Raw genomic sequence first — 26081 nt, forward strand, 5'->3', positions numbered from 1 at the left:
TGTGCGGTCCGGGCCCGTCGTTTTCAGATGTCTCCGAACTCCCCGCTGCGGACGGCGGTGACGAACGACTTCCAGGCCTCCGACGGGAAGGTCAGGACCGGCCCCTTGGGGTCCTTGGAGTCACGGACCCTGCCCGGGTGCGCGTCATCTACCTCGATGCAGCCGCCCCCACCATTGCTATAGGTGCTCTTGCGCCACTTGGCGCCCGTTGGGTCATGCATGGTCCAGTTCCTTCCGTGCCTCCCGGATCATGGCCAAACTATCCGGCTGGCTGAGCGCGTTGACCTGGAGTCGATCGTATCTATCGACCCATCGGGCCACCGTCTCGGCGTCTTGTTCCAGGTATCCCCGCTGAAGCGTCTCCGTGTAGCCGACCAAAGCCCGATTCGGAAGGGTCAAAAGCGTGACGGGGTGGGATAGGGGTCGATCCTCGGCGAGGCGGTACGGGGCAACCTGGATGATCACGTTCGAGCGGTGGCTCAGACTCTCCAGGTGAGAGAGCTGCATGACCATGATCTCCCGACCGCCGATCGGCCGGCGCAGGACCCCCTCATCCAGAACAGCATGGATCATCGTGCCCCGGTCAAGCATCAGTTGGCGTTGGGCCAGCAAGCCGAGTCTCCCGTCAGCCTGCTCCTGAGTCGCTTCCCCACGTCGGACGATACCGGCTTCGTATGCTGCGCTGTACCTCGGATGTTGGAGTATGCCCGACACCATGTCCGTGTCGAACAGTCTGGCTGCGATCGCTTCGCGTTCCCGGCGAAGGTACTCGGAGAACCCGGGCAGAAGAGCACCGTTCTTCCAACTCCACCACAGCCCCGTCAGGGCGCCACCTGCATCGAGGGCGGCGTCGACGCGTTCTACGAACTTTAAAGAGGGAGCTTGTTTGGCTCGCTCGACGTTCGAGATATAGACGTTGGAGTACCCGACTCGCTTGCCAAGTTCGATCTGCGTCAGCCCCTTGGCCTGGCGCGCCCTGCCGATTTGAACTGCCAGTGCTTCAAGCGGTGATGACGTTGGATCAAGTGTGCGACGAACCAAGATCGCTCTCTTTAAAATCCACCGGACCAGAGATTTGAAACTCTTCCGATCCTAGAGGAGGCTGAGCCATCCTGGTAGCGATTCGGTCACTGACCGAAGTCATCGGCCAAGACGGCAATGCGTACATCCCTCACGGAGACCCCCATGCCTGACGCGCAGAATCCCCCCTGCCCCTTCCAACTCCACGAAGTGGTGCAGGACTTCAGTTACCTGGACAACGGAGAGCCACGCGAAGGGGTCTTCGTCGAGGTGCTGCTCGGAAAGGCGATTCTCCGGCCCCTCGGGGCGACCGGGCCCGAGTGGCGGGTCGACCCGGCCTTGCTCCGGGCCCTCGACCCTCGGGAGACCGCGCCGGGCACCGGCGGCAAGCCGCGTCGTCGGTCGCTGTGACCGACCACCGATTCCTCACATCTGGAGCAGAGTTGAGCAGGACCCTCCTCATGAGCCGTCCCCCCGCCCGCCGATCGGGCCAGCAGGTCTTCGTCCTCCTCGAAGAGCCCGACCGGGCGGACGAGTTCTCCGTCCTCCTGGTCGACCCCGTCTACCGGGAGGGCATGACCCTGCCCGGCGGCAGCGCCGAGCAGGACGAGCTCCCCCACCTCGCCGCCCGTCGCCACCTCGAAACGGAGACCGGGCTCGTGCTGGGCCTGCGCACGATCCTCACCATCGACTACGTGCCCGCCGCCAGGTTCCCCGAGGGCGTCAACCTCGTCTACGCGGGCGGGATGCTCACGCCCCGAGAGGCCGAGACCGTCCGCCGCCACCAGCCTCCGGCCGACATCCGCGGCCTGCACTGGGTACCCCGGTCCGAGCTGCGCGAGGTCATGGCCGACGACCAGTACCGGCGCGTCGAGGACGCCTGGGACGCCTGGGAGCACGGCGCCGGCATCCCACTCCTCATCCAGGGCGTGCCGGTCCCCGTGGGCTGATCCCGGTGGACGGGCTGGGCCCAAAAGGTGATTCACGCCTGCGATCGGCCGAGGACTCAGCACGATCGGGGCGACTGTCGGGACGACGGCGCTCTGCCGACCTTTTTCGCGCTGTCTGTCGCCCTCCCCGGCGCCGCGCACGCGGCCGCACCAGACTTCAGCCACCACCTCGACGACGACGAGGGAAACACCCTGAGCGGAACCCTCACCGACCCCGACGACGGGTGCTGGGACATCCCTGAACTCAACTCGGACCGGTTCCGTTCCGTGAAGTTCTTCCCCGCCGGCTAGCGCTGGTGCTGCCGCGCTTCCGGCGGAGCACCCGGCTGGGCCGTACCGCGGCGGTCCCCAGGGAATGACGGCGAGGGGCGGCTGACCCAGCGGATCGGCGGCCGCTACCCGCTGGCCGAGGCGGCCCGGGCGCACGCGGACCTGGAGTCGCGCCGTACGACCGGCAAGCTGGTGCTGCTGCCCTGAGCGGAGGGCGGCGGGACCGTACAGCAGGGAGGGCAACGTGACGCTGACCCGCAAGGGCGCCGCGACCAGGCGGCGCATCGTCGAGGGCGCGGCCGGGCAGATCCGTGCGCAGGGCGTGTTCGCGCTGCGCCTGGAGGACGTGATGGCGCGCACGGCGACGAGCAAGAGTCAGCTGTTCCACTACTTCCCCGGCGGTAAGGACGAGTTGCTGCTGGCCGTGGCGGAGCACGAGGCGCAGCGGGTGCTGGAGGACCAGCAGCCGGAGCTGGGCGCCCTGACGTCCTGGGAGGCCTGGCAGCGGTGGCGGGACAAGGTGGTGGCCCGTTACCGCGCGCAGGGCGTGAACTGTCCGCTGCACACGGCGCTGTCCCAGCTGGGGCCGGCCAGCGATGGGGCGCGGGCGGTGGCGGCGCGGCTGTTGGAGCGGTGGCAGGGGGAGCTGGCCGCGGGCATCCGCCGCCTGCAGGGCAGTGGCGAGGTCGCGGCGGAACTGGATGCCGAGCGGGAGGCGGCGGCGCTGCTGGCGGGCGTCCAGGGCGGGGTGCTGATCCTGCTGACCACGGGCTCCACCGTCCACCTGGAGGCGGCCCTGGACTCGGGCCTGGCCCGGTTGCGCGGGGCGCGGCCCGTCGCCTGATCCCGGGGCTGATGGTCTGGACCAGGGGCCGGAATTGTGGCGAGGGACACGCCCGGGGGCGCTGGTCGTGAGAAGGCTCACCCGCGGCGGGCGATCGGGCCGGTGGACGGCGAGGACGCCCACGAGCACTGGGCGAGCCTGGGTTCGGCACGGGCGAAGGCCCTGTCCGCTTCGGGACCAAGGTCATCGATCCGTTTGACCTTCGGCCCGGTGGTCACCCCGGCGGATCCGGGCAACCGTGGTTGGTCGCCCGGTGTGATCGGGCGATGGCGCCGTCCAGCGTGGGCGGCGCCGTTCCCTGCCGTCTACCCGGCGCACGGCGTGTGTGAAGAGCGCACGGCCGTACGCTCCGGAGGACCCCAGACAGATGTCCCAGACCATCGACAACGCCCCGTATACCGCCTTCCACCGAAGGCTGGCCCTCGCCTGTTCCGGTGGGCCGCTGCTCGACGGCTACATCCTGAGCATCGTCGGCGTCGCCCTGATCGGGATGCGCCCCGACCTCGGCCTGTCCACCGCGCAGGTCAGCCTGATCGGCGCCGCCGCGCTGGTGGGCATGTTCGTCGGCGGCGCCCTGTTCGGCGTGCTGACCGACAAGATCGGCCGGGAGGTGATGTACACCGCCGACCTGCTGGTGATGGTCGTCTGCTCGGTGCTCTCCTTCTGGGTGGACGACGTGTGGGCGATCGCCGTGCTGCGCTTCGTGCTCGGCATGGCGGTGGCCGCCGACTACCCGATCGCCACCTCCCTGCTCGCCGAGTGGCTGCCCGCCAAGCACCGCGGGCGGCTGCTCGGCCAGCAGATCGTCGCCTGGTACGCCGGCTCGGTGCTCGCCTACGTGGTGGGCTACCTGTTCCTGGAGCTGGCCGGGCCGGGCAGCTGGCGGTGGATGCTGGCCAGTTCCACGGTGCTGTGCGTGGTCTTCCTGGTGATCCGCCGCGGTTCGCCGGAGTCGCCGCGCTGGCTGGCCGCCAACGGGCGGGTGGGCGATGCGGTGCGCGTGGTGGAGAAGCACCTCGGGGTGCGGGTCGACGGCCGGGAGCTGATGCCCGACCCGGCCGGACGCGCGCGGCGCAGCAGCGGGCTGCGGCTGCTGATGACCCCGCCCTACCGGCGCCGCACCCTGTTCTGCGGCCTGTTCTTCCTGTGCCAGGTCGGCCCGCTGTTCGCGATGCTGACCTTCGGCCCGCAGATCCTGTCCTCCTTCGGCATGCCGGGCGGCACGGTGATGGAGACCCTGGGCACGGGGCTGATCAGCCTGGTGTTCCTGCTGGGCTGCTACCCGGCGCTGCGTCTGATCGACACCAGGGGCCGGCGTCCCGTCATCATCTGGTCGTTCGCGCTGATGACCGTGCCGCTGGCGCTGCTGGGGGTTTGGCCCACCGCGCCGGCCGCCGTGGCGCTGACGGCGCTGTGCGCGTACGCGTTCCTGTGCGGCGGGCCGAACGTGCTCGACTGGACCTATCCGAACGAGTTGTTCCCGACCGAGATCCGGGCCACGGCGGTGGGGGTTGCGACCTCGGTGAGCCGGATCGGCGCGGCGGTGGGCACCTATCTGCTGCCGCTGTCGCTGACCGGGCTGGGCACCGGGCCGACGATGCTGATCGCCGCCGGGACGACGGCGCTGGGGCTGCTGGTGTGCGCGCTGTGGGCGGAGGAGACCCGCGGCACGGCGCTGGGCGCCGCCCCGACCGCCGCCCGTACGGGTACGGCCAAGGCGACGCAGGCCGTTCCGGCGCAGCGCGTGCCGCAGACGGCGCGCGGCTGACGGCCGGCACGTGGACGGCGCCGCCCGGGTGTTCCCGGGCGGCGCCGCCGTCGTTCCTGGCAGCCGGGTGGCTTTGTCAAGCCCGCAGCGGGGCCGGCCGATCGGCAGTAACCTCGGCCCTCTGCAACGAGGGGCCCGGCAGGGCGAATTGGAGGCGGCGGTGGCCGAGGGGAAGGCCGGGGGCGGCGACGGGACGGGGCGGGAGGACGGGCCGCTGCACGAGCGTGAGGCCGAGCTGCGGTCGGCGGCGCAGGCGATCGAGGTGCTGACCCGGCCGGCCGGCACCGGGGTCGGGGAGCTGCTGCTCTACACCGGGGCGGCCGGACTGGGCAAGACCGCGATGCTGACCGAGGTGCGCCGGGCGGCGAAGCGCGCGGGCTGCACGGTGCTGTTCGCCCGGGGCGGGCAGCGGCAGTGCCACGAGCCGTTCCACGTGGTGCGCCAGTTGGTGCGGCCGGTGCTGTCGGCCCTGTCCGACGACGAGCGGGCGCGGGTCTTCGGGCCGTGGGAGGACGTCGTCGGCCCCGCGGCCGGTCTGCTGCCGCCCGGCAGGCAGCTCGACCCGCAAGGGGTGCGGGACGGGCTGGACTTCGTCCTGACCCGCCTCGTGCAGCTGCGTTCGCCGGTGGCCGTTCTGGTCGACGACCTGCACTGGGCCGACCCGGAGTCGCTCGGCTGGCTGGCCGGCTTCGCGGTCCGTGCCCGGGAGCTGCCGGCCCTGCTGGTGCTCGCCTGCCGCGACGAGTTCCCCGACGACGCGCTGGCGCTGCAACGCGGCCTCGCCGCCCGGGCCGACCGCCGGCACGAACTCCGCCCGCTGCAGCCCGCCTCGGTGGCGCACCTGGTCCGCGCGGCTCTGGGGGCGCGGGCCGAGGACGCCTTCTGCCGCCACGTCTGGGCGGTCACCGCCGGGAACCCGTACGAGACCGCCGCCCTGCTGCGCGAGGTGGCCGACCAGCAGCTCGACCCGGTCGAGGAGAGCACCGGGCTGCTGCGCGAGATCGCCGCCACCGCCCGCGGGATGACGCTGCGGCACTGGCTGGACCGTCTGGGCCCCACCACGCTGCGCTTCGCCTGGGCGGCGTCCGTCCTGGACACCGACATCCGCCCCGACCTCGCCGCCGCCATCTGCGCCCAGGGGCCCGAGACCGCCGCCCAGTCCGTCCGGGAACTGCGCCGGCACCGGGTGCTGACCGGCACGCCGGCGGGCCGGCTGGAGTTCGTCCATCCGCTGATCGCGACCTCCGTCTACCAGTCGATGCCGCCGGCCGCCCGGACCGGGATGCACGGGGTCGCCGCCGTCGAGGTCGAGAACGCCGGCCTCGGCCTGCCGGCGGCCTCCCGGCACCTGCTGGAGATCCTGCCCGAAGGGGACGGCGTCATCGTCGACAAGCTGCGCCGGGCGGCCCGCGAACACCTGGCCATCGGCGCGCCCGAGGCCGCGCAGCGCTGCCTGCGCCGTGCCGTCAGCGAGCCGCCCGCCGACCGGGACCGGGCCTCGGTGCTCTACGAACTCGGCTGCTCGGCCCTGCTCACCGACCCGGCGACCACGGTCAACCAGCTGCGCCTGGCGCTCGCCGACCCGTACGGGCTGGAGCCCGGGCTGCGGGTGGACGCGACCTTCCGGCTCGCCCAGGCCCTCGCCCACAGCAACCGGCTCGGCGAGGCCGCCGCGCTGTGCGCCGAGGAGGCCGCGCGCGCCCTGCCCGGACCGGGGCGGCTGCGCCTGGAGGTCGCCCACTTCATGTTCACCACGTTCCAGTCCGAGGACGCGGACGGCCCCGGCCGCTCCCGGCGCCTCGCGCAGTTCCACCGGATGCTGGACACCGTCGGACTGGCCTTCACCGACGTCGGCGAATCCGTGGCGGCCCCGGGCGGGGCCGTGTTCGAACACGACGGCCTGGCCCACGCGGTGGCCGTGCTGCGCTGCTGGGACCTCACGCTGCGCGGCGTCGACCGCGCGCGGGCGCTCGCACTGGCCGACTCCGCCCTGCCGCGGGGCCGGCTGCCGCGCAGCCTGGGCTGGACCAACACCACCTGGGGCTTCGAGCTGCCGGGGATCCTGGGCATCAGCTACCTGTACGCGGACCGGGTCGACCGGGCGGAGGAGCTGTTCACCGAGGCGGTGCGCGCCTACGAGGTCGCCGGGTGGAGCGGCGGCCACCTCGGCTTCGCCTACCTGCTGACCGGCATGCTGCGCTTCCGCTGCGGCGCGCTCGTCGAGGCGGAGGACTACCTGCGCCGGGCGCTGCGCACGGCCGGGCGGATCGGCCCGGGCACCCCGCTGCACTGGGACGCGGTCGGGGCGCTGGCCGAGACCCTGGCGGCGCGCGGCCGGCTGGAGGAGGCCCTGGAGCTCGCGCGCGAGCACGCCTTCGGTCCGCCGTACCCGACGGTGATGGTGCTGCCCGACGCTCCCACGCTGTACGGCCGTCTGCTGCTGGCGGCGGGCGACGCGCCGGGCGCGGCCGAGGTGCTGACGGCCGCCGGCGCGGCTCTGGACGCGCGCGGGTGGCGCAACACGGTGTGGGCGCCGTGGCTGGGGCACCTGGCGCGCGCGGTGGCCCCGGCCGAGCCGCAGCGGGCCCGCGAGCTGGCCGGGGAGGCGGTGCGCCGGGCCCGGGAGTCCCGGACGGACTCGGCCGTCGGCAGCGCGCTGCGGCTGTGCGCCTCGGTGCACGAGGGACCGCGCGCGGCCGAGCTGCTGGCGCAGGCGGTGCGGCACCTGGAGCGCTCGCCGGCCCGCTACGAGCACGCGATGGCGCTGGTCGACCTCGGCGAGGCGCTGGGCCCGGCTGCGCACGCCCGTGCCGCGCTCGCCCGGGGGCTGGAGCTGGCCGTCGGGTGCGGCGCCGACGGCCTGGCGGCCCGGGCCCGCGGCCTCCTGGAGTCGGGGGCCGGGGCGGGCGGCTGAGGCGGGGCGGTCAGACGGACAGGGCCGCTCTGCCGGGCACGCGGCGCAGCAGCCGGCCCAGGGCCAGGCCGCCGGGCCCGACCGCGGCGATCAGCAGGAAGGCCCAGCAGAACATCACGGCGGGTTCGCCGCCGTTCTGGATCGGCCACAGGGCGTTGCCCTGGTGCACGCTGAAGTAGGCGTAGGCCATCGACCCGGAGCACAGGAGCGCGGCCGGGCGCACCGCCAGGCCCACGAGGACCAGGACGCCGCCGGCCAGTTGGATGGCGGCCGCCCACCAGCCGGGCCACTGCCCGAACTCGGGTGCTTTGCCGTGCGCGCCGCCCAGGACGCCGAAGAGGGTGGCCGCGCCGTGGCAGGCGAACAGCAGGGAGACCACGATGCGGAACAGCCCCAGGACGAGGGGGCGGGTGCGTTCGGCGAGCGGCGAGGGGTCGACGGCCACGGGGAGCTCCTCGGTCAGGTGGGGGTTGGGGGGTCGGGTACCGGGTGTGCGCGCGTCGGTGCCGGGGCCGTACGGGGGCGGCCCGGTCGAGGTTGACGCGGTGGCGCCAATTCTGACTTCACGTCAGCTCCGGCGGCAGCGGTGCGAAGCTCTGAGGTTCCTCTGAGTTCCGCGACAGCCGCACCCCGCCGGGGCCGCGCTTCCGGCGGGCCTGCGGGGCCCGGTCCCCGATCCCCGGGAGCCCGGGGATCCCAAAAATATGCGGCTCTTGCAACTTAATGAGTCCGCAACTATTGTTGAGGCTCGTAGACTTCATCCGCAACAAGCTATGCCAGCCCGCGCCCGCGGGCGCCTCAGACCGAGCCGGGAGCCCGACATGAGCGCCACCACCCTCTTCACCCCGCACACCCTGCGGGAGCTGACCGTCCCCAACCGGGTCTGGATGCCGCCGATGTGCCAGTACAGCGCCGCGCCGGCCGGCGAGGCGGCCGGGGTGCCCACGGACTGGCACTACACCCACCTGGCGGCGCGGGCCGCGGGCGGCACGGGGCTGATCATCGTGGAGGCCACCGCGGTCAGCCCCGAGGGGCGCATCAGCCCCTACGACCTCGGACTGTGGAACGACACCCAGGCCGAGGCCTTCCGCCGGATCACCTCCTTCCTCAAGGAGCAGGGCACCGTCCCGGCCGTCCAGCTCGGCCACGCCGGGCGCAAGGCCTCCACCGAGCGGCCGTGGGTCGAGCGCGGGCGGGCACTGGCCCCCGAGGAGGAGCACGGCTGGACCCCGGTCGCCCCCAGCGCCGTGCCCTTCTCCCCCGCGCACACCACACCCGACGAGCTGACGGTCGATCAGATCCGTGAGCTGGTCGGCAAGTTCGCCGAAGCGGCCCGGCGCGCGCTGGAGGCCGGCTTCCAGGCCGTCGAACTCCACGGCGCCCACGGCTACCTGATCCACCAGTTCCTCTCCCCGCAGAGCAACCACCGCACCGACGCCTACGGCGGCGACTTCCAGGGCCGCATCCGCTTCGCCCTGGAGGTCGTCGACGCGGTGCGCGCGGTGTGGCCCGAGGAGCTGCCGCTGTTCTTCCGCGTCTCGGCCACCGACTGGCTCACCGAGAACCCTCAGGACGGGCGCGAGGGCTGGACCAGCGAGGACACCGTCCGCCTCGCCAAGGAGCTCCAGGCACACGGCGTGGACCTGCTGGACGTCTCCACCGGCGGCCTGGTCCCCGACGCCCGGATCGAGGCCGCGCCCGGCTTCCAGGTGCCCTTCGCCGAGGCGGTGCGCAACGAGGCCGGCCTGCCGGTGGCGGCCGTCGGGCTGATCACCGACCCGGCCCAGGCCCAGGCCATCGTCACCGACGGGCGGGCGGACGCCGTCCTGATCGGCCGCGAGCTGCTGCGCAACCCGTTCTGGGCACGCCACGCGGCCGGCGAGCTGGGCGGCGCGGTCCACTCCCCCGTCCAGTACCACCGCGCCTGAGCGCGGCCGCCCGGGGTGGTCCGTCCACCGCCCCGGGCGGCCGCCAGTACCTGGGGCAGGGCCTCGGTGGTGACCAGCGCGAGGCCTTGGCGGCGCCGCAGGCCCATGGTGCGCAGCCGGGCGAGCACGGTGGCGCGTTCGGGTGCGGCGCGCAGGAGGGTCAGCAGGACGGCGAGCAGGGCGAAGCCGGCGGCCGCGGCGGCGGCGTGGCGGAACAGGCGTCCGGCGGCCTGCTGGAGGGGGTCGTCGGCGAGCTGGGCGGCCAGTTCACGGCTGCTACGGACGGTGTAGCCCGGTGGCAGGCCGTGGCTGCCACGGCCTGCCGCGGCGGCGTCGTCCTGGATGAGTGCGAGGATGCCGGTGGGCTGGGTCAGGCCCCGTTCCCGTAGCAGCGCCCTGACCTGTTCGGGATCGATGTCGCCGGCGGTCAGCCACCGGTTGGCCGGCCTGAGTTCGGGCTGTCGTTCGGCGGCCGGGCCGGCCGGGACGACGACGAAGGGCTTGCCGGGGTCGGGCAGGGCGGGGGTGGCGGCGCGCACGCCGGGCAGGCCGGCGGCGGCCCGGGTGAACGCCTCGGGCACGGTGGCGTACTCCGGCTGGTCTGCCACCAGTTCTGGCCCGGGGGCCTACGTTGAGGCAGGCCCGGTCGGGGCAGCCGAGTCCGTCCCAGAACTGGTCCAGCGGGTCGTCGACCTGGTAGAGGCCGACCACCGTGGTGGTGCGCCGGCCGGCTTCACCGGTGCCGTTGTCGATGGTGCCGTTGTGGCGGTGGGCGCGGTGTTCCCGGCGCGGGTGCTCACATGTCCTCCGGCCCCGTCCGGGCAGACTCGACCGCGGGCGGGCGCTCGGCGGCATTCGGTGAACCACTGGCGTGGAGCCTCGGAGAGGGCGCCGCAGGACTGCTGTCCTGCGGCGCCCGTCCACCTTTTCGCTCCCACCGGGTCAACGGACGGGCAGGTTGCGCCGGTTCACGTCCAAAGGGGTCGGATCCGTTGGCGGCGGGTCAGGAGTTGCCGCGGCCCAGGAAGTGGCCGGCGGTGGTGGCGCTGGTGGAGCGGCGGTCGTGCGAGGCGTCCTCGACGACGTGGATCATGCTGCTGTCCGGGTCCATGCCGCGGTCCTTGGCCCAGCCGCTGACCAGGTGGGTCATCTCGTTGTTGGCGTCCAGGTAGGTGTCGGAGATCTGGGCGTTGGCGATGCTGTTGTTGTGGTCCTTCATCTGGTTGTCCCACTCCCAGGCCCAGGTGTCGACCAGGCGCTGGGCGCTGTCGCCGACCCAGGGGATGGGGGTCAGCGGCGCGCCGACGACGTGGTAGGCGACCTTGGCCTTCCAGTCGGCCTGGAGGTTGGCGTCGTCGCGCTGGCCCATCGAGACGTCGGCGCGGATCGCGTCGTAGACGCCCAGGCTCGCGGCGCCCTTGTTCATGACGTCCTGGATGTCGTTCTGCGAGGGGTTGGGCCCGATCGAGGACAGCTCCTGGGCGATCTTGGCGCTCTCGGCCTGGTGCAGGGTGGCGTAGGCGTCGGGGTTGTCGGACAGTCCGCGCATGACGCGCACCAGGCTGTCCTCGCCGACGCCCATGTGGACCGTGCCGCCCGCGTCGGTCCACACCGTGCTGCCGTGGTCCATGTACTGGGAGTTGCGGCCGTTGAAGATCTCGTGGGTGTCGTTGGTGTAGTCGGCCAGGGCGTTGGCCAGCGGCTGGCGCAGGTTGGCGTTGATCTTGTTGCCGCCCTGGCCCTCGTCCAGGGTGGTGACGGTGTCCTGCATGATCCGGGCCTGGGCCTCGGTGTGGTGGCCGCTGTGCGGGGCGCCGGCCGGCTGGCCGGTGGTGGCGGCCTCCAGGGCCGCGCCCAGGCCGCTCTGGGACAGCGGGTCGGGCATCTTGACCACGCCGGCGTAGGGGTTGGCGATCCAGCCGTCCGGCCACTTGCGGTCCTTGAGCAGGTAGTGCAGGTGCTGGTTGCCGCCGCCCGAGTTCGGGTCCAGGTAGGCGGTGGCGGCGTCGGGCTCGCGGCCCATGACGGCGAGCACGTTGTCCAGCGGGTCGGCGCCGAGCGCGCCGCCGTTGTGGCCGGCCTTGTAGCTCCACGCGTCGGGGTGCTTCTTCTCCGTCTCGGTGATGTCGTCGGCGAGGTCGCCGAGCATCGGCGCGGAGTACTTGGCGTCGCCCTTGGTCATCAGGGTGGTGAGGATCTGGTAGCCGTACACCGGATCGGTGTTGGAGCCGTAGTTGTTGTAGCCGACGTCCTTCACGCCCTGGCGCCAGCGGCGGTAGAAGTCGGTGTCGGTGTCCTGGGTGGCGGAGGCCAGGGCGTGGGTGAGGCCGCCCTGGAGGTCGGTGTAGGCGGCCTTCTTGTCGTCGCCGGGGCTGCTCAGCTGCTGGGACAGCTTGATCATGCCGTCCGGGCCGAGCCGGGTGAGCAGGCCCTGGGAGAAGCCGGGGTGGTCGGCCTTGTCCTTCATCAGGTCCTGCAACTCGGTGAGCTGCTCGGGGGTGAGGTGGTCCAGGTTGGTGGCCAGGTCGGCGGCGCGCTGGGCGTCTCCGGCGTCTCCGCCGCCCACCGCCTTGCCGTTGAAGGTGGTGTCCAGCGGGTTGCCGGCCTTGGAGGCGCCGCGCAGCGCGGCGGCGATGCGCTGGTCGGCGCGGGTGGCGGCCTGGACGCCGGCGGTGATGGCCTTGGTCCACTTGTCGGCCGCGTCCTGGTAGGACTGGCGGGCCTCGGGGTCGTGGTGCAGCGCCTGGCGGGTCGCGGGGTCGAGCGTGCTCTCGTCGAACACGGCGGTGCCGGTGCCGGTGACCTTGAAGCCGTCCTTGACCGCGCCGTCGGCGGCGTCTCGGGTCTGCTTCTGGGCGGCGGCGAAGTCGGTGTGCGCCTCGTCGAGCAGCGAGGCCATCGCGTTGGCCTCGGTCTGGGCGTCGACGATCTGGCCCTTGGTGGCCAGCAGCGCCGTGTTGGCCAGGTTCGCCGTGTCGCCGGTCCACCAGGGGCCGCCGGCCAGGCCGTTGCCGGTGCCCAGGCCGCCGGCGCCGCCCGTGAACAGGCCGCTGCCGCCGCCGATGCCGGTACTGGTGCCGCTGCCGCCCAGGACGTCCTGCTCCATGGTGGTCTGCATGGTGTGGAAGCGCGTGGCCATCGCGCGCCACTGGGTGGCGGCGGCACCCAGCGCGTCGGGGTTGGCGTTGAGTACGTCTTCGTATCCGAGCATCGTTACGGCACCTGGAGGGACTGGGCGATGGACTGGTTGGTGGTGCGGTAGTTGGCGCTGGTGCCCTGCATCGCGGCGGCGTTGGCGTTCAGCCGGCCGGTCAGCGCCTGGACCTGCTGGTGCCACTCGTCCAGCGAGTCCTTCAACGCCCCGGCGCTGTCCCAGCCCTTGAGGGCGGCGACGGCCGTGCCGGTGGCGTCGTCGGCGACCTGGCCCGCGCCGGGGCAGTCGTGGGCCAGGTTGGCCAGCGTGGCGTGCGCCTTGTCCAACGCGCCGTGGTTGACCCCGAATCCGCCTGGTGCTGGTGTGCTCATCCGTTGATCCCCCATGTGTGGTGACCCGATGGTGTGGTCACCGGGCGCCGATGATCGTAGATCGACCGGGTACCGGAATGGGCACGGAATTGATCAGGGATTTGTCACCGTTTCGTCTCCGAACGGGGGCGAGTCGGCGGCACCTGACGGGAATCCTTACGAAACAAGGGTCCTTCGGGTGCGATCGGATCGCCGTCTGTGACAGCCAGGGCCCCTCCCCCCGTGGAAGGGGTGAGGGGCCCTGGGACGGTCCGCTCTCAGGCCAGCAGGTCGCACTGGAGGGTGACGACCTGACGGAAGGCCGTGGCGGGCACCCCGCGGGGGTTGGTCATCGTGATCACGGCCACCACGTCGGAGGCCGACACGTACGCCACCCGCGCGGTCGGCACGCCCTTGCCCGCGCTCTCCTGGGAGTCCTTGCGGGTCACCTCGACGCCCTCGACGGTGTCCCAGCTGCCGTCGGAGGCGATCTTCGCGTCGGGGGCGGCCTTGAGCTGCAGGTCCGTACGCCCGCGGAAGTAGGTCTCCCGGGCCTCGTTCGGGGAGCCGAAGCGAAGCAGCCGGATCCGGGTCAGCGTGCCGTCGGAGGCCGTCCACTCCCGGGCGGTGGCCGCGCGGCACACGTTCTGCAGCAGCAGGCCGTGCAGCCGGGCCGGGTTCTGCAGCTCGGAGCCCATCGCCTCGCAGGGCACCCAGTCGGCCGGGGCCGTCCCGCCGGGGGCGGCGGAGGCGGACGGCGCGGCGGAGGCCGAGACGCCCGGGTCCGCCGACGGGGTGCCCGAGGGGGTGCCCGAGGGCGCGGCCGTCGCCGGGGCCGCGGCGGTGGTGGTGGGTGCGGTGGGCGCCGGGAAGACCGGTCGGTTCACCGAGCCGCCGGCCTCCTTGGGGGCGGGCAGCAGCAGGTAGCGCAGATCCGCCTGGTGCAGGCCCTTGCTCTTGTCCTTCAGGTCCGGCGCGGCCTTGCCCGAGGGCAGCGGAGGCAGCGTCAGGGGCGGGAAGGTGTAGCGGCCGTCGTTGGCGGTGGCCAGACCGGGGATGTCGGTGCGCTCGGGCGCGGTGACGGCCAGCGCGGTGCCGGTGCCCGCGAGCGCGAACACCAGGACGGCGCAGCTCCAGCGCACCGCGGCCTTGCGGCGCCGGGTGCGGCGGGCGGCCCGCTCCTGCGGGCTCTCCGTCGGCGCGGGGCCCTGGAAGGCCTCGGGCTGCGGGTCGTCGATCGTGATGGCGGCCCAGGGGTTGGCGTCGGCCCCGGGGCCGGCGATGGCCCGGTCGTGGGGCTCCGGCCCGGACTGCGGCGCGGCGGCGTGGTCGGTCATGTGGAGGCTCCCGGGCTGGCGAGGCGGTCGAGCTGCATGGTGAAGAGGCCGACGATCTTGTCCTTGGGCAGCGGTGCCACGCCCTCGACGCTCATGACCACCAGCAGGTCTCCCTCGGCGGCCGAGCACTCCAGGTAGTCGATCGGCGCGGACGGCGGCGCGGGCATCAGGTAGCAGTGCGCCTCGGGGTGGCCCGGGATCTGCGGGCCGGAGCGGAAGATGCCGGTGTCGCCGGTGAACACCGCGGTGTACTCGTTGATCCGCTGCACCTCCTGCTGGTTGAACTGGCGCAGCCGCAGCCCGACCACCAGGTTGTTGCCGTCGTTGCGGTAGGTCCGCACGCCGGTGCCCTTGACGTGCAGCCCCTCCCAGTAGGAGCGCAGCTTGTCGCGCTTGTCCTTGGGGACCTGCTGGAGCTCGGCGTCCAGCTCGTCCGAGATCTGCCCGGCGCCGATCTCGGTGTCGTTGCCGTAACCGCCCTCGTCGGGGCCGGGTTCGAAGCCGGCCGGAACGGGCAACAGCAGGTCGCGCAGCGAGCCGAAGTGGCTGCCGTTGGACTTGGCGCCGTACGGCGTGGGGGTGGCCGTCGGGGCGGGGGCGCCGGTGGGGCCGGCGGCGGTGGCCGGGGCGGGGTCGTCGTAGCGGGTCTTGATGATGCCGACGCCGATGACCACGCCCACCAGCGCGGCGGCCACCGTCGCGGCGCCCGCGCGCAGCAGGCGGCGGGAGGCGGGGCGGGGCGCGGCGGGCGGCCGCTCGGGGGCGGACCCGGCTGCGGGCGCGGCGGGTTCGGGTGCGGTGGCGGCGGGTGCGGGCGCGGCGGGTGCGGTGGCGGCGGGTGCGGGCACGGCGGGTGCGGGCACGGCGGGTGCGGGCACGGCGGGTGCGGTGGCGGCGGGTGCGGGCGCGGCGGGTGCGGGCGCGGTGGCCGGCGTTGCGGTCACGGAGTCGTCGTCGGTCATGCCAGTCGCTCCCACTGCTGCTTGGCCAGGGCCTTGAGGTCCGTGCCGTCCACCGGCTTCGGGCTGAAGATCTCCACCTTCATCTGCACCGTGCCGCGCTGGGCCTGGGCCTGCCCGTAGTAGTACTGGTCCTGGGTGTCGGACCACTTCCTGGGCGTGAAGTCCACGCTGTAGCCGCCGTTGGCGTCGCTGGCGAAGGGCATCCGGTACCCGGAGGCGACCTCGGCCTCGTCGATGTGCTCGGGGGTGTACTGGGTGAGCGAGACGCGGTAGCGGACGTCGCCCTTCATCCAGTCCACCTCGGCGGCGCGCCGGAAGCCGGAGGAGGCCAGGTCCTTGAAGACCTGGGCCGCGTCGCTCTTGCGCTCGGCGAGTTCGCCGATCGACATCCAGCCCGGCTTGTCCGGGTAGTCGCCCCAGGCGGTGCTGCCGTCGGGGGCGCTGACCAGCAACTTGACCAGGTCGCCCTCGATGACCGGCGGCGCGGGCTGCACGGCGGCGAGGGCGGCCGGGTCGACCGCCTCGGCCGGGTAGGCCGGCAGGGCCACCTGCAGCGGCGGCAGGGGCGTGGGCGGGCGCTGGGCCTGGATCGCGTAGCCGACGCCGCCGCCGGCCAGGGCGCCGGCGACCAGCGCGCAGACGGACAGCAGCACCGGACGGGGGCGGCGCCGGGCGCGCGGCGCCTGCTCGGGGCCGGCGGACAGGAGGTCGGCGGTGCAGGGGTCCTGGTGCGGCGTCTGCTCGGCGGACGGGGACGGCTCGGCCGACGGATCGCCGGAGCCGGACGGGACGAGCGGGACGGGCGGCCCGGGAGGCACTGGCGGCACGGGAGGCACCGGCGGGACGGGCGGCACCGGCGGGACGGGCGGCAGCGGCGGGACGGCCGCCGCGGACGGCTCGGCAGGCGCGGGCGGCGGCTGCTCGGGTTCGGTGGTCACGGAAGTGGCTCCAGACAGGAGGAAGGGAGGACGACGTCGTGGGGCGGGCGCGGGCGCGGGCTCAGCCGCCGGAGGCGAGCCACTCGCGCTGGCGCTTCATCAGGTCGTTGAGCAGCGCCTTGTCCGGCGTGCCCTTGACGTCGACGTCGATGGTGTACTGGACGTCGCCCTGGCTGGAGATGCCGGTCATCGAGCCGGTGTACGCCTCGTGCTTGGGCGTGCGGCGGAAGCCGTGGGCGTTGGGGTCGCCGTCGATGTCGATCGGCTCCTGCGACTTGATGGTGTAGCCCTGGACGAACCTGCTCGCCGTGTCGGCGGAGCCGAAGTGCAGGAGGGTGACGGTCACTTCGGCCTTGCCGTCGGCGGTGCGGTAGGTGCGGGTCGCTCCGTCCCGGTAACCGAGGCGGTTGAGGATGGTGTCGATGTCGTCCTGCTTGCCGAAGATCTCGGAGACGTCGTCGCGGGTCATCGGCATCCCGTCCGCGGGCCCGTAGGACTCGCCGCCGGCGGGGATCGGGAGCAGGAAGTAGCGCAGGTCGCCGTCGTGCTTGCCGTTGCTGACGGTGCCCTTGACGGTGCTGGCCGGGGCGGGCTCGCTCGGCACGACGGTCGGCACCGGGACGGCGGAGGGCGTCGTGCCCGCACTCGCCCCGGCGCTCGGCGCGGCGGTGGCGGCCGCGGTGGTGCGGGGTGCGGGCGCGGTGGCCGGGCGGGTGTCGGGCTTGCCGACGGCGACGGTCACCGCGGCGCTGGCCGCCGTGACGGCGAGCAGTCCGGCGGTGGCCAGCGCGACGCCGACGGCGCGCGGCAGGCGGCGCTGGGCCGAGGCCTGGTCGGGCGCGGGTGCGGGCAGGGGCACGGCAGCCGCTTCCGGCGCGGCTGCGGCTGCGGCTGCGGCAACCGGTTCCGTCACCGCAGCACCCGGCTCCGGCGGCGGATCGGTGAAGGCGGCGCTCTCGTTCTCGGGCGCGGACAAAGGACTCCCCCCAAAGGGAAAACATGGGATTTCGCACGCGGGCCACTGTCGGATTCCGCTTCCCCAGCGGCTCTCCGGACCGTCCATCACGTGTCTCAGCAGGGATTATGAGAGTCCGATGACATTCACGCCAACAAAATCAATCACCGCACTCCCGCCCAATGCTTGACGAACCGGACGCTCCGTGATCCAACCGCAACACCACCCCGGCGGCGGCGCTACGGTGGCCCGGTGACGGGCAGTCGGGGCACGGTGCCGATGGTGGTGCGGGGACCGGGCGGGGCGGGCAAGTCCAGCGTCGCCGCCGGACTGCGGGCCGCGTACGGGCGAGGCCTCGCCGTCGTCGGGCAGGACCTGCTGCGGCGCACCGTGCTGCGCGAGCGCGACGTGCCGGGCGGGGCGAACATCGGCCTGATCTCCCTGGTGGCCCGGCATGCGCTGGACAGCGGCTTCCACGTCGTGGTGGAGGGCATCCTCGCCGCTGAGCGCTACGGCCCGATGCTGGCGGGCCTGGTCGCCGACCACCGGGGGCGCAGCCACCTGTACTACCTGGACGTCGACTTCGCGGAGACGGTGCGCCGTCACGCCACCCGGCCGCAGGCGGCCGAGTTCTCACCCGAGGACATGGCCGGCTGGTACCGGGGGCGGGACCTGCTGCCGGGCGGTGCCGAGCAGGTCGTCCCGCAGGCCGGCTCGCTGGACGGGACGCTCGCGCGGATCCTCGCCGACACCGCGCTCACCCCGCCCGGGTGGACGCCCCCGGCCCTGACGAGGTGTCGTACGGCCTCGGCTTGAGTTGGAGCGCACTCCAAGTCCTACGGTTCATGCCGTGGTCACCGGCGCAACGGCCGGGACCACGGCACGAGCACGAGTACGGGTACGAGGAGAGGACAGGCGCCATGGGTGTTTCCGCGAACGGGGCCGGGCAGCGGCAGGAGCGTTTCGACCGGGGCATGGAGATGCTCACCCGGGTCGACGGCGAGGGCGGCCAGCGGGTGATCGACGCGCTGGCCGACATCAACCCCGAGCTGGGCCACCAGGTCGTCGCCTGGGGCTTCGGCGAGATCTACAGCCGTCCCGAACTCGCCCCGCGCGACCGCCAGTTGGTGACCCTGGGGATGCTCACCGCACTGGGCGGCTGCGAACCGCAGCTGGAGGTGCACATCAACGCCGCTCTCAACGTCGGCCTCACCCCCACCGAGATCACCGAGGCCCTGCTGCACTCCGCCGTGTACTGCGGGTTCCCCAAGGCCCTGAACGCGACCTTCGTCGCCAAGAAGGTCTTCGGCGAGCGCGGCCTGCTCCCGGTCACCGCGAACTGACGGCCGTGTGGGTCAGAGCTTGGACTCGTAGGCGAAGACGGTCTTGATGACGGGGTTCTGCAGCGGGGTCAGGAGATCGACGAGTTGCTGGCGGTCGGTGGCGCGGCCGTCGGACCACTGGCCGAGGGAGACGAGCATCGCGCGGCCGGCACTGCTGAAGGCCTGGACCATTCCGCTGTCCGGCGGGAGGGTCCGCAGCCCGGAGGCTGGCGGTGGGGCCTGCGCGCCGACCTCGAAGTCCTCGAAGTGCATGGACAGTCGGGTGACCAGGTCGACGGCCTCCATGGGGTCCTTCATCGTGAACAGCGCCAGATTGAACTGGTCGTCCTGGGCGTCCTTGTAGAGGGCGACCTGCTCGCCCACGCAGCCCTTGCCCGCCTTGATCACGGCGATCAGGGCGGGGGCGACCGAGTCCTGCTCGGTGCACGAGGGCAGGGCGGCGGAGGCGACCCTGGTGTAGACGGTACCGGAGGCCGTCTTCACCTCGGCGGGGAAGACCTGGTCCAGCGGTATCGGCGGACGGCCGGCGGCGGAGGCCGGCGTGCCCGCGGCGGCGGTCGGAGTGAGGGCGGCGAGGGGGGCCGCGGCGGCCGGGGCGGCGGTGTCCGCGGCGGGCTGCAGGAGCTTGAAGCCGAGCAGGGTCAGGGCGGCGGTGCCCAGGGCCAGGGCGGCGTTGCGCGGCCAGACCCGCTTGGGCCGCGGTTCGGCGGCCGGGCGCAGCGCCTGCTCCTCCGCGGCCACGGCCTTGACGAATTCGTTCCACTGCTCGTCATCGATCTTGTCCTGGCCCGGGCCCGGGTCATCGTTTCGCATACCGACGTACCGTAGTGGTCGCGACTGACACATCCGGCCCACCGGACGGTCACATCTTGATCAACTTGTGCCGTCCGGGCCCGTCCGCCGCGCCGGGTGCGGTGCGAGGATGCGGGGATGCGGGGATGACGTTTTCCGCCGCACGTGACGCGCTGGAGGGCCTGGCGCTCGGGGACGGCTTCGGGGAGCGGTGGTTCCCGCACTTCCGCAGGCCGCAGCCGGCGTTCACCCAGATCCGGGCCCGGCAGGTGCCGCCGGAGTCCCCGTGGCACTGGACCGACGACACCGCGATGGCGCTGTCGGTGTACGGCATCCTCACCGCCTTCGAGGCGGTGCACCGGGAGCGGCTGGCGCGGGCCTTCGGGGCGACGTACCCGGCCGACGCCTACCGCGGCTACGGCAACGGCAACGGCAACGGCAACGGCATGAGCCTGCTGCTGCCCAGGCTGGCCGATCGGCCGTCGAGCTGGCGCGCCGAGTCGCGCGGGCTGTTCGACGGGCAGGGCAGTCTGGGCAACGGCGCGGCGATGCGGGTCGCGCCGCTGGGCGCCTGGTTCTGCGCGGACCTGGACGCGGCGGCGGAACAGGCCGTGCTGTCGGCAGAGGTGACCCACGCTTTGGGTGGCCCGGACCGAGGACGAGATCCCCGCCCGGGACGCCCCTCGGACTGTCTGACCAACTGCCGCACGGAAACGGCTAGTTGACGCCTCCGAAGGTACGCCGATAGGCGCCCGGGGTGGTGCCGAGGGCGGTGCGGAAGCGGCGGCGCAGGTTGACGGCGGAGGCCAGGCCGACCCGGGTGGCGACGGCCTCCACCGGCAGGTCGGTCTGCTCCAGCAGGGCCCGGGCGGCGTCGATGCGCCGGGCCAGCAGCCACTGGCCGGGGCTGGTGCCGAGCTGCTCGGTGAAGCGCCGGGCCAGGGTGCGCCCGGACAGGCCGGCGCGGGCGGCGAGCTCGTCCAGGGTCAGCCGCTCCCCCAGCCGCTCCTGTGCCCAGTCCAGCAGCGGGGCCAGCGACTCGTCCGCACGGGCGGGCAGCGGGGCGGCGGCGTACTGCAGCTGGCTGCCCTCGCGGTGCGGGGGCAGCACCATGTGTCGGGCGACCTGGGCGGCGTAGGCGGCGCCGTGGTCACGGCGCAGCAGGTGCAGGCACAGGTCGATGCCGGCGCCGGAGCCGGCGCTGGTCGCGACGTCGCCGTGGTCGACGTACAGCACGTCCCGGTCGACCTCCAGGGCCGGGTGCTGGGCGGCGAGTTGGGCGGTGCGGCCCCAGTGGGTGGTGGCGCGGCGGCCGTCGAGCAGTCCGGCCTGGGCGAGGACGAAGGCGCCGGTGCAGATGGAGACGATCCGGGCGCCGCGGGCGTGGGCGGTGCGCAGCGCGTCCAGGACGGCGGTGGGCGCGGGTGAGCCGGGTGGCTGCCAGCCGGGGACGACGACGGTGTCGGCCCGTTCCAGGGCTTCGAGGCCGTCCTCGACCAGCAGGGGGACGCCGAGGGTGGTGGGCAGTGGGCCGGGGGTCGCGGTGCACAGGGCGAAGTCGTAGTGGGAGGGCAGTGGGGGGCGGTCGGTGCCGAAGGCCTCGGCGGCGCAGGCGAGTTCGAACGGTGCCTGGGGTGCGCCGAGCAGGGCCACCACCCGGTGGCGGCGTGCTTTCACGGCAGGGGCGTCCATGGCAGGAATGTACCTGAGAATGTCTTTCCGGACACTGGGGCGGCGGGGGTCCGGGCGGCCACCGTGGGGGCATGGACGAGAACAGCGCACTGAAGACGACCCTGCTGGCCGAGGGCGTGGAGGCGGTCGAGGTCGGGCCGGGGATCCTGCGGCGCCGGCTGACCGCCACCGGGTACGCCCGCGCCTGGCTGATCGACTTCGCGCCGGGCAGCCGGTGGCCGGAGGTCGACGTGCACGACACCGAGGAGCGGTACTACGTGCTCAGCGGCGAGGTGATCGAGGGTGAGGAGCGCCATCCGGCGGGCAGTTACGTGGTGTTCGCGCCGGGCAGCCGGCACCGGCCGCGCACCGAGACCGGCGCGCGGATCCTGGGGATCACCCTGGCCGCCGTGTGACGGGGTGCCCAGGCCGGTCGTGAGTCGCGGCCTCGTCACCGTTGGGGAGCAAGCCTGGTCGCGGGGGCCGGCGGGCCCGAGGATCGGTACTCCGGTACTCGGGCACGGGGACGGGACCGTGCGGGAGCGGCTGAGCCATCCGCGCGGCACGACGGCCCGGGTGACGGGCTGCCGGGTGAGCGGCCAGGAGCCGGGCGGGGAGGGCAGCGGCCTGGGGGCGAAGACCTACGCCTGCACCTTCCGCTGGAGCGTCGACGGGCGGGAGTTCAGCGCGGAGCGGCCGGAGGGACCGTACCCGCAGGGCAAGGAGGTCACGGTGTGGCTGGACGAGCGGGGGCGGATGAGCACCGGGCGGCCGAGCTGGCTGTCGGTGCCGCTGTTCGCCGCGCCCGTCCCGTTCGCCCTGTACGGCGCGGTGTTCCTGGGCCGCTGGGCGGCCCAGGACGCGGCGGGGTGGTGGCGCCGGGCGGCTCGGGACTGAGCCGCCCGGCGGTGGCTCGGCTACGCCGACGTCCCGAGGAGGGCGAGCACCTCGCGCACCGCCACCTGTCCGGCCCTGCGGTAGGCGTACTCGCTGGTGTCGACGTCGTGCACCACGGTGCGGTGGACCACCAGCGCCAACGCCACGGGGATGCCCGGCAGTTGCTCGGCCAGCTCGGCGCGCACGCCCTCCGCCAGGGCCGCGTGGTAGCGGGCGAGGTCCTCCTGCGGCACCGGGCCGCCGTGCACGGTGGCGTCGGTGGCGACCTCCAGGTGCACGCCCTCCTCCCACGGCTCGAAGTCGACGGTGGCGTCCGCGACCGAGCTCGGGCAGCCTGCCTGCCGCACGTGGCGGGCCCGCACGCCGCGCACCGGTCGGGGCGGGAAGGCCTCCGGTCCGGCGGTCGCGGCGGCCATCAGGAGTGGGTGATCTCGACCTTGGTGATCACCACGTCCTCGACCGGGCGCTCGTCCTCGGTGGGGGCGGCGGCGATCGCGTCCACCACGGCCTTGGAGGCGGCGTCGGCGACCTGGCCGAAGATGGTGTGCCGGCGGTTGAGGTGGGTGGGGGTGCCCACGGTGATGAAGAACTGCGAACCGTTGGTGCCCGGACCGGAGTTGGCCATCGCCAGCAGGTACGGCTTGCTGAAGAACAGCTCCGGGTGGAACTCGTCCGCGAAGGCGTAGCCCGGGCCGCCGGTGCCGGTGCCGGTCGGGTCGCCGCCCTGGATCATGAAGCCCTTGATCACCCGGTGGAACGTCGTGCCGTCGTAGTACGGGCCGCTGCCCGGCTCGCCGGTGCGCGGGTCGGTGTACTCCCGGGTGCCCTCGGCGAGTTCGACGAAGTTGCGGACCGTCTTCGGCGCGTGGAACGGGAACAGTTCCAGCCGGATCGGGCCCGCGGTGGTGTGCAGGGTGGCGAACCGGGCGTTGGCCACGGGTGTCTCCTTCTTCGTCGGTCCTGTTCGGTACTCGGACGGAGATCCTGGCACATGACAGGATTCGTGACCGAACCGGTGAGAGAGAAGAGGGTCCGTCATGGTCGGAGCGGTGCTGGTCGCAGTGCTGGTGCTGGTGCTCGCCGGGTGCGGGTGCGTGGTGTGGGCCGAGCGCGGCGGTCCGCGCTGGGCGCGTGCGGTCGCGGCGCTGACGCTCGGCGCGGGCGACCTGCTGCGCAGCGCGGAGCAGCGCCGGCGGCGGCGGGAACGGCGGGAGCGGTGGCTCCTGGGCAAGGGCGGCAGTGGCGAGGGCGACGGGGACTGAGGGTTGAGGGGTTGAGGGGTTTGGCGGGCGGAGCCGTGACGGCGCAGCAGCGGCTGCGCCGTGTCTTCGAGGCGGTACTGGCCGAGGCTCTGGCCGGGCGCGGGATGGCGAGCTGCCCGCGCCTGGACCAGGAGACCGAGGAAGCGCTGTGGGCGGTGTAGGACGCCGCGATCGGCTACCGCGCCGGGCCGGGGACGGTCGAGGAACTGGTGGCGGCCGCCCGGCAGGCCTTCGAGGGACAGCTGGACGGCTCCAACGCGGCGAGCTGGCGCGCGCGACTCGCGCGGGGGTTCGCCGCACGCCGTCGCTGAGCGCGGGCGTCCCCGGCGCCGCGGGGTGTGCGGCGGCCGGGGACGCGAGCGGGTGTCAGCTCTCGGTGGAGCGGCGGCGACGCGAGACCGCGACCAGCGCCGCGCCCGCGGCCAGGGCGGCGGCGGCACCGCCGGTCTCCCAGCCGAGGCCCTCGGTGCCGGTGGCGGCGAGCGAGCCGGTGCCGGCGGCAGCGGTGCCGGTGGCGGCGAGCGAGCCGGTGCCGGCGGCAGCGGTGCCGACGGCACCGGTGTTGGTGCCGGTGCCCGTGGTAGCGGCGGCGGCGGTGGTGTCGGTGGCCGTGGTCAGGCCCGCCTGCTGGACGGTCTGCGGCTGCTGGGCCCCCTGGCCCTGCTGCCCGGCGCCCTGGTCGGCCGGCTTGTCGGCGGGCTTGTCCGCCGACTTGTTCGCGGCGGCCTCGTCCGCGGCGCGGGCCGTGGCCCAGCCCTCGGCGAGGAACTTCGCGACGTCCGCGTCGCCGCCGTCCAGCGCCTTGTTGGCCGCCGCGCGCACGGCCGGGCCGCCGGAGGCCATGATCTGGGAGACCTTCACCCGCAGGTCGTCCATGCGGTTCCTGGCCAGGTCGACCGTCAGGAAGTGCCGCAGCTCGGCCGCGCCGCCCTTGAGGGCCTTCTCGCCTGCCTCGCGCACCCCGCGGCCGGTGTTCGGGTCCGCCAGGATCTTCTGGATCTCGGCCCGGTCGGCGTCCTCGGCCTGGGCGGCGGGCAGATCCTCCGCGAAGAACTTCAGGACCGCCGCGTCGCCGCCGTCCAGCGCCTTGTTGGCCGCCGCGCGCACGGCCGGGCCGCCGGAGGCCATGAGCTGGGAGAGCTTCACCCGCAGGTCGTCCATGCGGTTCCTGGCCAGCTCGACCGTCAGGAAGTGCCGCAGCTCGGCCGCGCCGCCCTTGAGGGCCTTCTCGCCTGCCTCGCGCACCCCGCGGCCGGTGTTCGGGTCCGCCAGGATCTTCTGGATCTCGGCGCGGTCGCGCTGCTCCTGCCCGTCGCCGGCCTCAGCGCCGCCGGGGGCGGCGTCCGGCGTGGAAGCGGAGGCGGTGTCAGGCCCGGAGACACCGGTCGGCTGGGGGGCGTCGGCGGCGGAGGCCGAGGAGGGGAACAGAACGGCGGGGGCCAGGACGGCGGCGGCGACGACGGTGGACACCCGGGGCAGCTTCATGCAGGGGAACCTGATTTTTCCTGTGAAGGGATCATGAATGCCCCACAGCATAGATCCTCTTTTGCGCTTGCCATACCAGATATTGACCACCTCCCTGGGACCCCGCCGACGGCGCGTCACTCCTGTCGGTGGCCGGTTCTAAGGTGGGGCGGGTGAGCTTTCATCTCGTCGTCGGACACGGGCCCGCCGGGGCCGCCACCGCCCGCCTGCTGGCCGAACAGGGCCACCGGGTCCGGGTCGTCACCCGCCGCGGGCGCGGCGGCGAACCGGCCGTCGAAGGCATCGAGCACCTCGCCCTGGACGCGAGCGATCCCGCCCGGCTGACGCAGGCCGCCCGCGGCGCCGTCGCGATCCACGGCTGCGCCGCGCCGCCGCTGCCGCAGTGGGCCGCGCAGTGGCCCGCCCTCACCTCCGCACTGTGCGCGGCGGCCGAGGACAGCGGCGCCGTACTGGTCATGCTCGGAAACCTGTACGGCTACGGCCCGGTCGAGGGCCCGCTGACCGAAGGCCTGCCGCTCGCCGCGACCGGCCCCAAGGGCCGGGTCCGGGCGGCGGCCTGGGAGCACGCGCGGGCCCTGCACGATGCCGGGCGCATCCGCGCCGTGGAGGTGCGGGCCTCGGACTTCTTCGGCCCCGGCGTCACCGACGGCGGCCACCTGGCCTCCCGCGCGATGCCCGCCCTGCTCAAGGGCCGCCCGGTCTCCGTCCTCGGCGACCCGGACACCCCCCACAGCTGGACCTACCTGCCCGACGTGGCCCGCGCGATGGCCGAACTCGCCACCGGGGAACGGGCCTGGGGCCGCCCCTGGCACGTCCCCACCGCCCCCGCCCTGCCGGTGCGCGCCATGGTCGAGCGCCTGGCCGCCGAAGCCGGCACCGGCCCCGTCCCGGTGCGGCGCCTGTCCCCCGCCGTGCTCGCCGTGGCCGGGCTGTTCTCCCCGCTGCTGCGCGAACTGCGCGAAGTCCGCTACCAGTTCGACCGGCCCTTCGTCATGGACTCCTCCGCGTACGAGGCGGCCTTCACCCTCCGGGCGACCCCGTTGGAGGACCAGCTCGCGGCCACCGTCGCCTGGTGGCGCGAGCGGCTGCGGGCAGCCTGAGGGGCGGAAGCTGACGCACGTCGACGAGCTGACGCACGGGCGGTTGCGGCGCGGCGAGTCCCGGATCGGCCTGGGTTCCTACTGACCTTGCGGGCCCCCGATCGCCGAGCACGTCAAGGACGTCGCCCCCTGACTCCGCCG

General features: G+C 73.7%; 29 protein-coding genes and 1 pseudogene. 16 read left to right on the forward strand and 14 right to left on the reverse strand.

Translation table 11 applies throughout. The annotated features are described in order from the left end of the window. Positions 1 to 23 precede the first annotated feature (23 nt). Complete coding sequence (locus tag ACH4J0_RS00150) at positions 24 to 221, reverse strand: DUF397 domain-containing protein (RefSeq protein WP_396235387.1); 198 nt, start codon at positions 219 to 221, stop codon at positions 24 to 26. Then, complete coding sequence (locus ACH4J0_RS00155; RefSeq protein ID WP_396235388.1) at positions 214 to 1041, reverse strand: helix-turn-helix domain-containing protein; 828 nt, start codon at positions 1039 to 1041, stop codon at positions 214 to 216. Before ACH4J0_RS00155 ends, ACH4J0_RS00150 begins: the two co-directional genes overlap by 8 nt. Before the next feature lie 144 nt (positions 1042 to 1185). Here ACH4J0_RS00155 and ACH4J0_RS00160 point away from each other — a divergent pair, with 144 nt between their 5' ends. The 6 genes and pseudogenes from ACH4J0_RS00160 to ACH4J0_RS00185 all read left to right on the forward strand — a co-directional run bounded on the left by ACH4J0_RS00160 (position 1186) and on the right by ACH4J0_RS00185 (position 7766). After that, positions 1186 to 1431, forward strand: a complete 246-nt coding sequence (locus ACH4J0_RS00160; protein WP_396235389.1) for a hypothetical protein — start codon at positions 1186 to 1188, stop codon at positions 1429 to 1431. Between the two features lie 50 nt (positions 1432 to 1481). Further along, the gene (locus ACH4J0_RS00165; protein ID WP_396235390.1) at positions 1482 to 1970 is read left to right on the forward strand and encodes an NUDIX domain-containing protein; all 489 of its coding nucleotides are present in this window, start codon (positions 1482 to 1484) and stop codon (positions 1968 to 1970) included. 363 nt (positions 1971 to 2333) lie between these two features. After that, positions 2334 to 2447: pseudogene (locus tag ACH4J0_RS00170) on the forward strand (zinc-binding dehydrogenase); the annotation flags it as partial. 37 nt (positions 2448 to 2484) lie between these two features. Continuing rightward, a complete protein-coding gene (locus ACH4J0_RS00175) occupies positions 2485 to 3084 on the forward strand; it encodes a TetR/AcrR family transcriptional regulator (protein ID WP_396235391.1) in 600 nt (199 codons plus the stop codon). A 367-nt stretch (positions 3085 to 3451) separates the two neighbouring features. Then, the gene (locus ACH4J0_RS00180) at positions 3452 to 4852 is read left to right on the forward strand and encodes an MFS transporter (RefSeq protein ID WP_396235392.1); all 1401 of its coding nucleotides are present in this window, start codon (positions 3452 to 3454) and stop codon (positions 4850 to 4852) included. Positions 4853 to 5012: 160 nt separating this feature from the next. Beyond that, positions 5013 to 7766: an ATP-binding protein gene (locus tag ACH4J0_RS00185; protein ID WP_396235393.1), complete on the forward strand. Its 2754-nt coding sequence runs from the start codon at positions 5013 to 5015 to the stop codon at positions 7764 to 7766. Between the two features lie 10 nt (positions 7767 to 7776). Here the strand turns inward: ACH4J0_RS00185 and ACH4J0_RS00190 are convergent, their stop codons facing one another. After that, a complete protein-coding gene (locus tag ACH4J0_RS00190; protein WP_396235394.1) occupies positions 7777 to 8211 on the reverse strand; it encodes a DoxX family protein in 435 nt (144 codons plus the stop codon). 376 nt (positions 8212 to 8587) lie between these two features. Between ACH4J0_RS00190 and ACH4J0_RS00195 the strand changes: the two genes are divergently transcribed. Both ACH4J0_RS00195 and ACH4J0_RS00200 read left to right on the forward strand, forming a co-directional pair. Further along, positions 8588 to 9694, forward strand: a complete 1107-nt coding sequence (locus ACH4J0_RS00195; RefSeq protein ID WP_396235395.1) for an NADH:flavin oxidoreductase/NADH oxidase — start codon at positions 8588 to 8590, stop codon at positions 9692 to 9694. 86 nt (positions 9695 to 9780) lie between these two features. Next, positions 9781 to 10083 (forward strand): hypothetical protein, encoded by a 303-nt coding sequence (locus ACH4J0_RS00200; protein WP_396235396.1) that lies wholly within the window; start codon positions 9781 to 9783, stop codon positions 10081 to 10083. A gap of 614 nt (positions 10084 to 10697) precedes the next feature. Here ACH4J0_RS00200 and ACH4J0_RS00205 read toward each other — a convergent pair. The 6 genes from ACH4J0_RS00205 to ACH4J0_RS00230 all read right to left on the reverse strand — a co-directional run bounded on the left by ACH4J0_RS00205 (position 10698) and on the right by ACH4J0_RS00230 (position 17294). After that, complete coding sequence (locus tag ACH4J0_RS00205; RefSeq protein ID WP_396235397.1) at positions 10698 to 12905, reverse strand: hypothetical protein; 2208 nt, start codon at positions 12903 to 12905, stop codon at positions 10698 to 10700. Positions 12906 to 12907: 2 nt separating this feature from the next. After that, the gene (locus ACH4J0_RS00210; protein ID WP_396235398.1) at positions 12908 to 13219 is read right to left on the reverse strand and encodes a hypothetical protein; all 312 of its coding nucleotides are present in this window, start codon (positions 13217 to 13219) and stop codon (positions 12908 to 12910) included. A gap of 257 nt (positions 13220 to 13476) precedes the next feature. Further along, the gene (locus tag ACH4J0_RS00215) at positions 13477 to 14535 is read right to left on the reverse strand and encodes a hypothetical protein (RefSeq protein WP_396235399.1); all 1059 of its coding nucleotides are present in this window, start codon (positions 14533 to 14535) and stop codon (positions 13477 to 13479) included. Continuing rightward, entirely contained in the window at positions 14532 to 15497 is a 966-nt protein-coding gene (locus tag ACH4J0_RS00220; RefSeq protein ID WP_396235400.1) for a hypothetical protein, read from the reverse strand. Before ACH4J0_RS00220 ends, ACH4J0_RS00215 begins: the two co-directional genes overlap by 4 nt. Continuing rightward, entirely contained in the window at positions 15494 to 16435 is a 942-nt protein-coding gene (locus ACH4J0_RS00225; RefSeq protein ID WP_396235401.1) for a hypothetical protein, read from the reverse strand. Before ACH4J0_RS00225 ends, ACH4J0_RS00220 begins: the two co-directional genes overlap by 4 nt. A gap of 61 nt (positions 16436 to 16496) precedes the next feature. Continuing rightward, on the reverse strand, positions 16497 to 17294 hold the full coding sequence (locus ACH4J0_RS00230; protein ID WP_396235402.1) for a hypothetical protein: 798 nt from the start codon (positions 17292 to 17294) through the stop codon (positions 16497 to 16499). A 348-nt stretch (positions 17295 to 17642) separates the two neighbouring features. Between ACH4J0_RS00230 and ACH4J0_RS00235 the strand changes: the two genes are divergently transcribed. Together ACH4J0_RS00235 and ACH4J0_RS00240 are read left to right on the forward strand one after the other, a co-directional pair. Beyond that, positions 17643 to 18206: a kinase gene (locus ACH4J0_RS00235; RefSeq protein ID WP_396235403.1), complete on the forward strand. Its 564-nt coding sequence runs from the start codon at positions 17643 to 17645 to the stop codon at positions 18204 to 18206. A 104-nt stretch (positions 18207 to 18310) separates the two neighbouring features. After that, positions 18311 to 18733: a carboxymuconolactone decarboxylase family protein gene (locus ACH4J0_RS00240; protein WP_396235404.1), complete on the forward strand. Its 423-nt coding sequence runs from the start codon at positions 18311 to 18313 to the stop codon at positions 18731 to 18733. A 12-nt stretch (positions 18734 to 18745) separates the two neighbouring features. Here the strand turns inward: ACH4J0_RS00240 and ACH4J0_RS00245 are convergent, their stop codons facing one another. After that, positions 18746 to 19546, reverse strand: coding sequence for a hypothetical protein (locus tag ACH4J0_RS00245; RefSeq protein WP_396235405.1), 801 nt, complete (start codon positions 19544 to 19546; stop codon positions 18746 to 18748). 125 nt (positions 19547 to 19671) lie between these two features. On the opposite strand from ACH4J0_RS00245, the gene ACH4J0_RS00250 reads away from it, so the two are divergent. Continuing rightward, a complete protein-coding gene (locus ACH4J0_RS00250; RefSeq protein ID WP_396235406.1) occupies positions 19672 to 20250 on the forward strand; it encodes an ADP-ribosylglycohydrolase family protein in 579 nt (192 codons plus the stop codon). On the opposite strand, the gene ACH4J0_RS00255 is transcribed toward ACH4J0_RS00250, so the two are convergent. Continuing rightward, the gene (locus ACH4J0_RS00255) at positions 20243 to 21217 is read right to left on the reverse strand and encodes a helix-turn-helix domain-containing protein (protein ID WP_396235407.1); all 975 of its coding nucleotides are present in this window, start codon (positions 21215 to 21217) and stop codon (positions 20243 to 20245) included. The two genes, ACH4J0_RS00250 and ACH4J0_RS00255, sit on opposite strands and share 8 nt — an antisense overlap. Before the next feature lie 71 nt (positions 21218 to 21288). Here ACH4J0_RS00255 and ACH4J0_RS00260 point away from each other — a divergent pair, with 71 nt between their 5' ends. Beyond that, entirely contained in the window at positions 21289 to 21612 is a 324-nt protein-coding gene (locus ACH4J0_RS00260) for a cupin domain-containing protein (RefSeq protein ID WP_396235408.1), read from the forward strand. Between the two features lie 118 nt (positions 21613 to 21730). Beyond that, the gene (locus ACH4J0_RS00265) at positions 21731 to 22093 is read left to right on the forward strand and encodes a hypothetical protein (protein ID WP_396235409.1); all 363 of its coding nucleotides are present in this window, start codon (positions 21731 to 21733) and stop codon (positions 22091 to 22093) included. A 20-nt stretch (positions 22094 to 22113) separates the two neighbouring features. On the opposite strand, the gene ACH4J0_RS00270 is transcribed toward ACH4J0_RS00265, so the two are convergent. Together ACH4J0_RS00270 and ACH4J0_RS00275 are read right to left on the reverse strand one after the other, a co-directional pair. Beyond that, positions 22114 to 22509: a hypothetical protein gene (locus tag ACH4J0_RS00270; protein ID WP_396235410.1), complete on the reverse strand. Its 396-nt coding sequence runs from the start codon at positions 22507 to 22509 to the stop codon at positions 22114 to 22116. Further along, positions 22509 to 23030, reverse strand: coding sequence for a peptidylprolyl isomerase (locus ACH4J0_RS00275; RefSeq protein ID WP_396235411.1), 522 nt, complete (start codon positions 23028 to 23030; stop codon positions 22509 to 22511). Before ACH4J0_RS00275 ends, ACH4J0_RS00270 begins: the two co-directional genes overlap by 1 nt. Positions 23031 to 23130: 100 nt before the next feature. On the opposite strand from ACH4J0_RS00275, the gene ACH4J0_RS00280 reads away from it, so the two are divergent. Both ACH4J0_RS00280 and ACH4J0_RS00285 read left to right on the forward strand, forming a co-directional pair. Continuing rightward, positions 23131 to 23355, forward strand: coding sequence for a hypothetical protein (locus ACH4J0_RS00280; RefSeq protein WP_396235412.1), 225 nt, complete (start codon positions 23131 to 23133; stop codon positions 23353 to 23355). 35 nt (positions 23356 to 23390) lie between these two features. Next, positions 23391 to 23516 (forward strand): hypothetical protein, encoded by a 126-nt coding sequence (locus ACH4J0_RS00285; RefSeq protein ID WP_396235413.1) that lies wholly within the window; start codon positions 23391 to 23393, stop codon positions 23514 to 23516. 205 nt (positions 23517 to 23721) lie between these two features. Here the strand turns inward: ACH4J0_RS00285 and ACH4J0_RS00290 are convergent, their stop codons facing one another. Continuing rightward, complete coding sequence (locus tag ACH4J0_RS00290; RefSeq protein WP_396235414.1) at positions 23722 to 24840, reverse strand: ALF repeat-containing protein; 1119 nt, start codon at positions 24838 to 24840, stop codon at positions 23722 to 23724. Between the two features lie 152 nt (positions 24841 to 24992). Here ACH4J0_RS00290 and ACH4J0_RS00295 point away from each other — a divergent pair, with 152 nt between their 5' ends. Beyond that, complete coding sequence (locus ACH4J0_RS00295; RefSeq protein WP_396235415.1) at positions 24993 to 25940, forward strand: NAD-dependent epimerase/dehydratase family protein; 948 nt, start codon at positions 24993 to 24995, stop codon at positions 25938 to 25940. Positions 25941 to 26081 lie beyond the last annotated feature (141 nt).

It is taken from the genome of Kitasatospora sp. NPDC017646 (assembly GCF_044329365.1).
Taxonomy (GTDB): Bacteria; Actinomycetota; Actinomycetes; order Streptomycetales; family Streptomycetaceae; genus Kitasatospora.

Coding starts and splice junctions, on each gene's coding strand:
- ACH4J0_RS00240 (WP_396235404.1), top strand. CDS start 18,311: ATGGGTGTTTCCGCGAACGGGGCCGGGCAGCGGCAGGAGCGTTTCGAC.
- ACH4J0_RS00220 (WP_396235400.1), bottom strand. CDS start 15,497: ATGACCGACGACGACTCCGTGACCGCAACGCCGGCCACCGCGCCCGCA.
- ACH4J0_RS00180 (WP_396235392.1), top strand. CDS start 3,452: ATGTCCCAGACCATCGACAACGCCCCGTATACCGCCTTCCACCGAAGG.
- ACH4J0_RS00250 (WP_396235406.1), top strand. CDS start 19,672: ATGACGTTTTCCGCCGCACGTGACGCGCTGGAGGGCCTGGCGCTCGGG.
- ACH4J0_RS00245 (WP_396235405.1), bottom strand. CDS start 19,546: ATGCGAAACGATGACCCGGGCCCGGGCCAGGACAAGATCGATGACGAG.
- ACH4J0_RS00210 (WP_396235398.1), bottom strand. CDS start 13,219: ATGAGCACACCAGCACCAGGCGGATTCGGGGTCAACCACGGCGCGTTG.
- ACH4J0_RS00260 (WP_396235408.1), top strand. CDS start 21,289: ATGGACGAGAACAGCGCACTGAAGACGACCCTGCTGGCCGAGGGCGTG.
- ACH4J0_RS00215 (WP_396235399.1), bottom strand. CDS start 14,535: ATGACCGACCACGCCGCCGCGCCGCAGTCCGGGCCGGAGCCCCACGAC.
- ACH4J0_RS00150 (WP_396235387.1), bottom strand. CDS start 221: ATGCATGACCCAACGGGCGCCAAGTGGCGCAAGAGCACCTATAGCAAT.
- ACH4J0_RS00270 (WP_396235410.1), bottom strand. CDS start 22,509: ATGGCCGCCGCGACCGCCGGACCGGAGGCCTTCCCGCCCCGACCGGTG.
- ACH4J0_RS00160 (WP_396235389.1), top strand. CDS start 1,186: ATGCCTGACGCGCAGAATCCCCCCTGCCCCTTCCAACTCCACGAAGTG.
- ACH4J0_RS00205 (WP_396235397.1), bottom strand. CDS start 12,905: ATGCTCGGATACGAAGACGTACTCAACGCCAACCCCGACGCGCTGGGT.
- ACH4J0_RS00255 (WP_396235407.1), bottom strand. CDS start 21,217: ATGGACGCCCCTGCCGTGAAAGCACGCCGCCACCGGGTGGTGGCCCTG.
- ACH4J0_RS00280 (WP_396235412.1), top strand. CDS start 23,131: ATGGTCGGAGCGGTGCTGGTCGCAGTGCTGGTGCTGGTGCTCGCCGGG.
- ACH4J0_RS00290 (WP_396235414.1), bottom strand. CDS start 24,840: ATGAAGCTGCCCCGGGTGTCCACCGTCGTCGCCGCCGCCGTCCTGGCC.
- ACH4J0_RS00195 (WP_396235395.1), top strand. CDS start 8,588: ATGAGCGCCACCACCCTCTTCACCCCGCACACCCTGCGGGAGCTGACC.
- ACH4J0_RS00165 (WP_396235390.1), top strand. CDS start 1,482: ATGAGCCGTCCCCCCGCCCGCCGATCGGGCCAGCAGGTCTTCGTCCTC.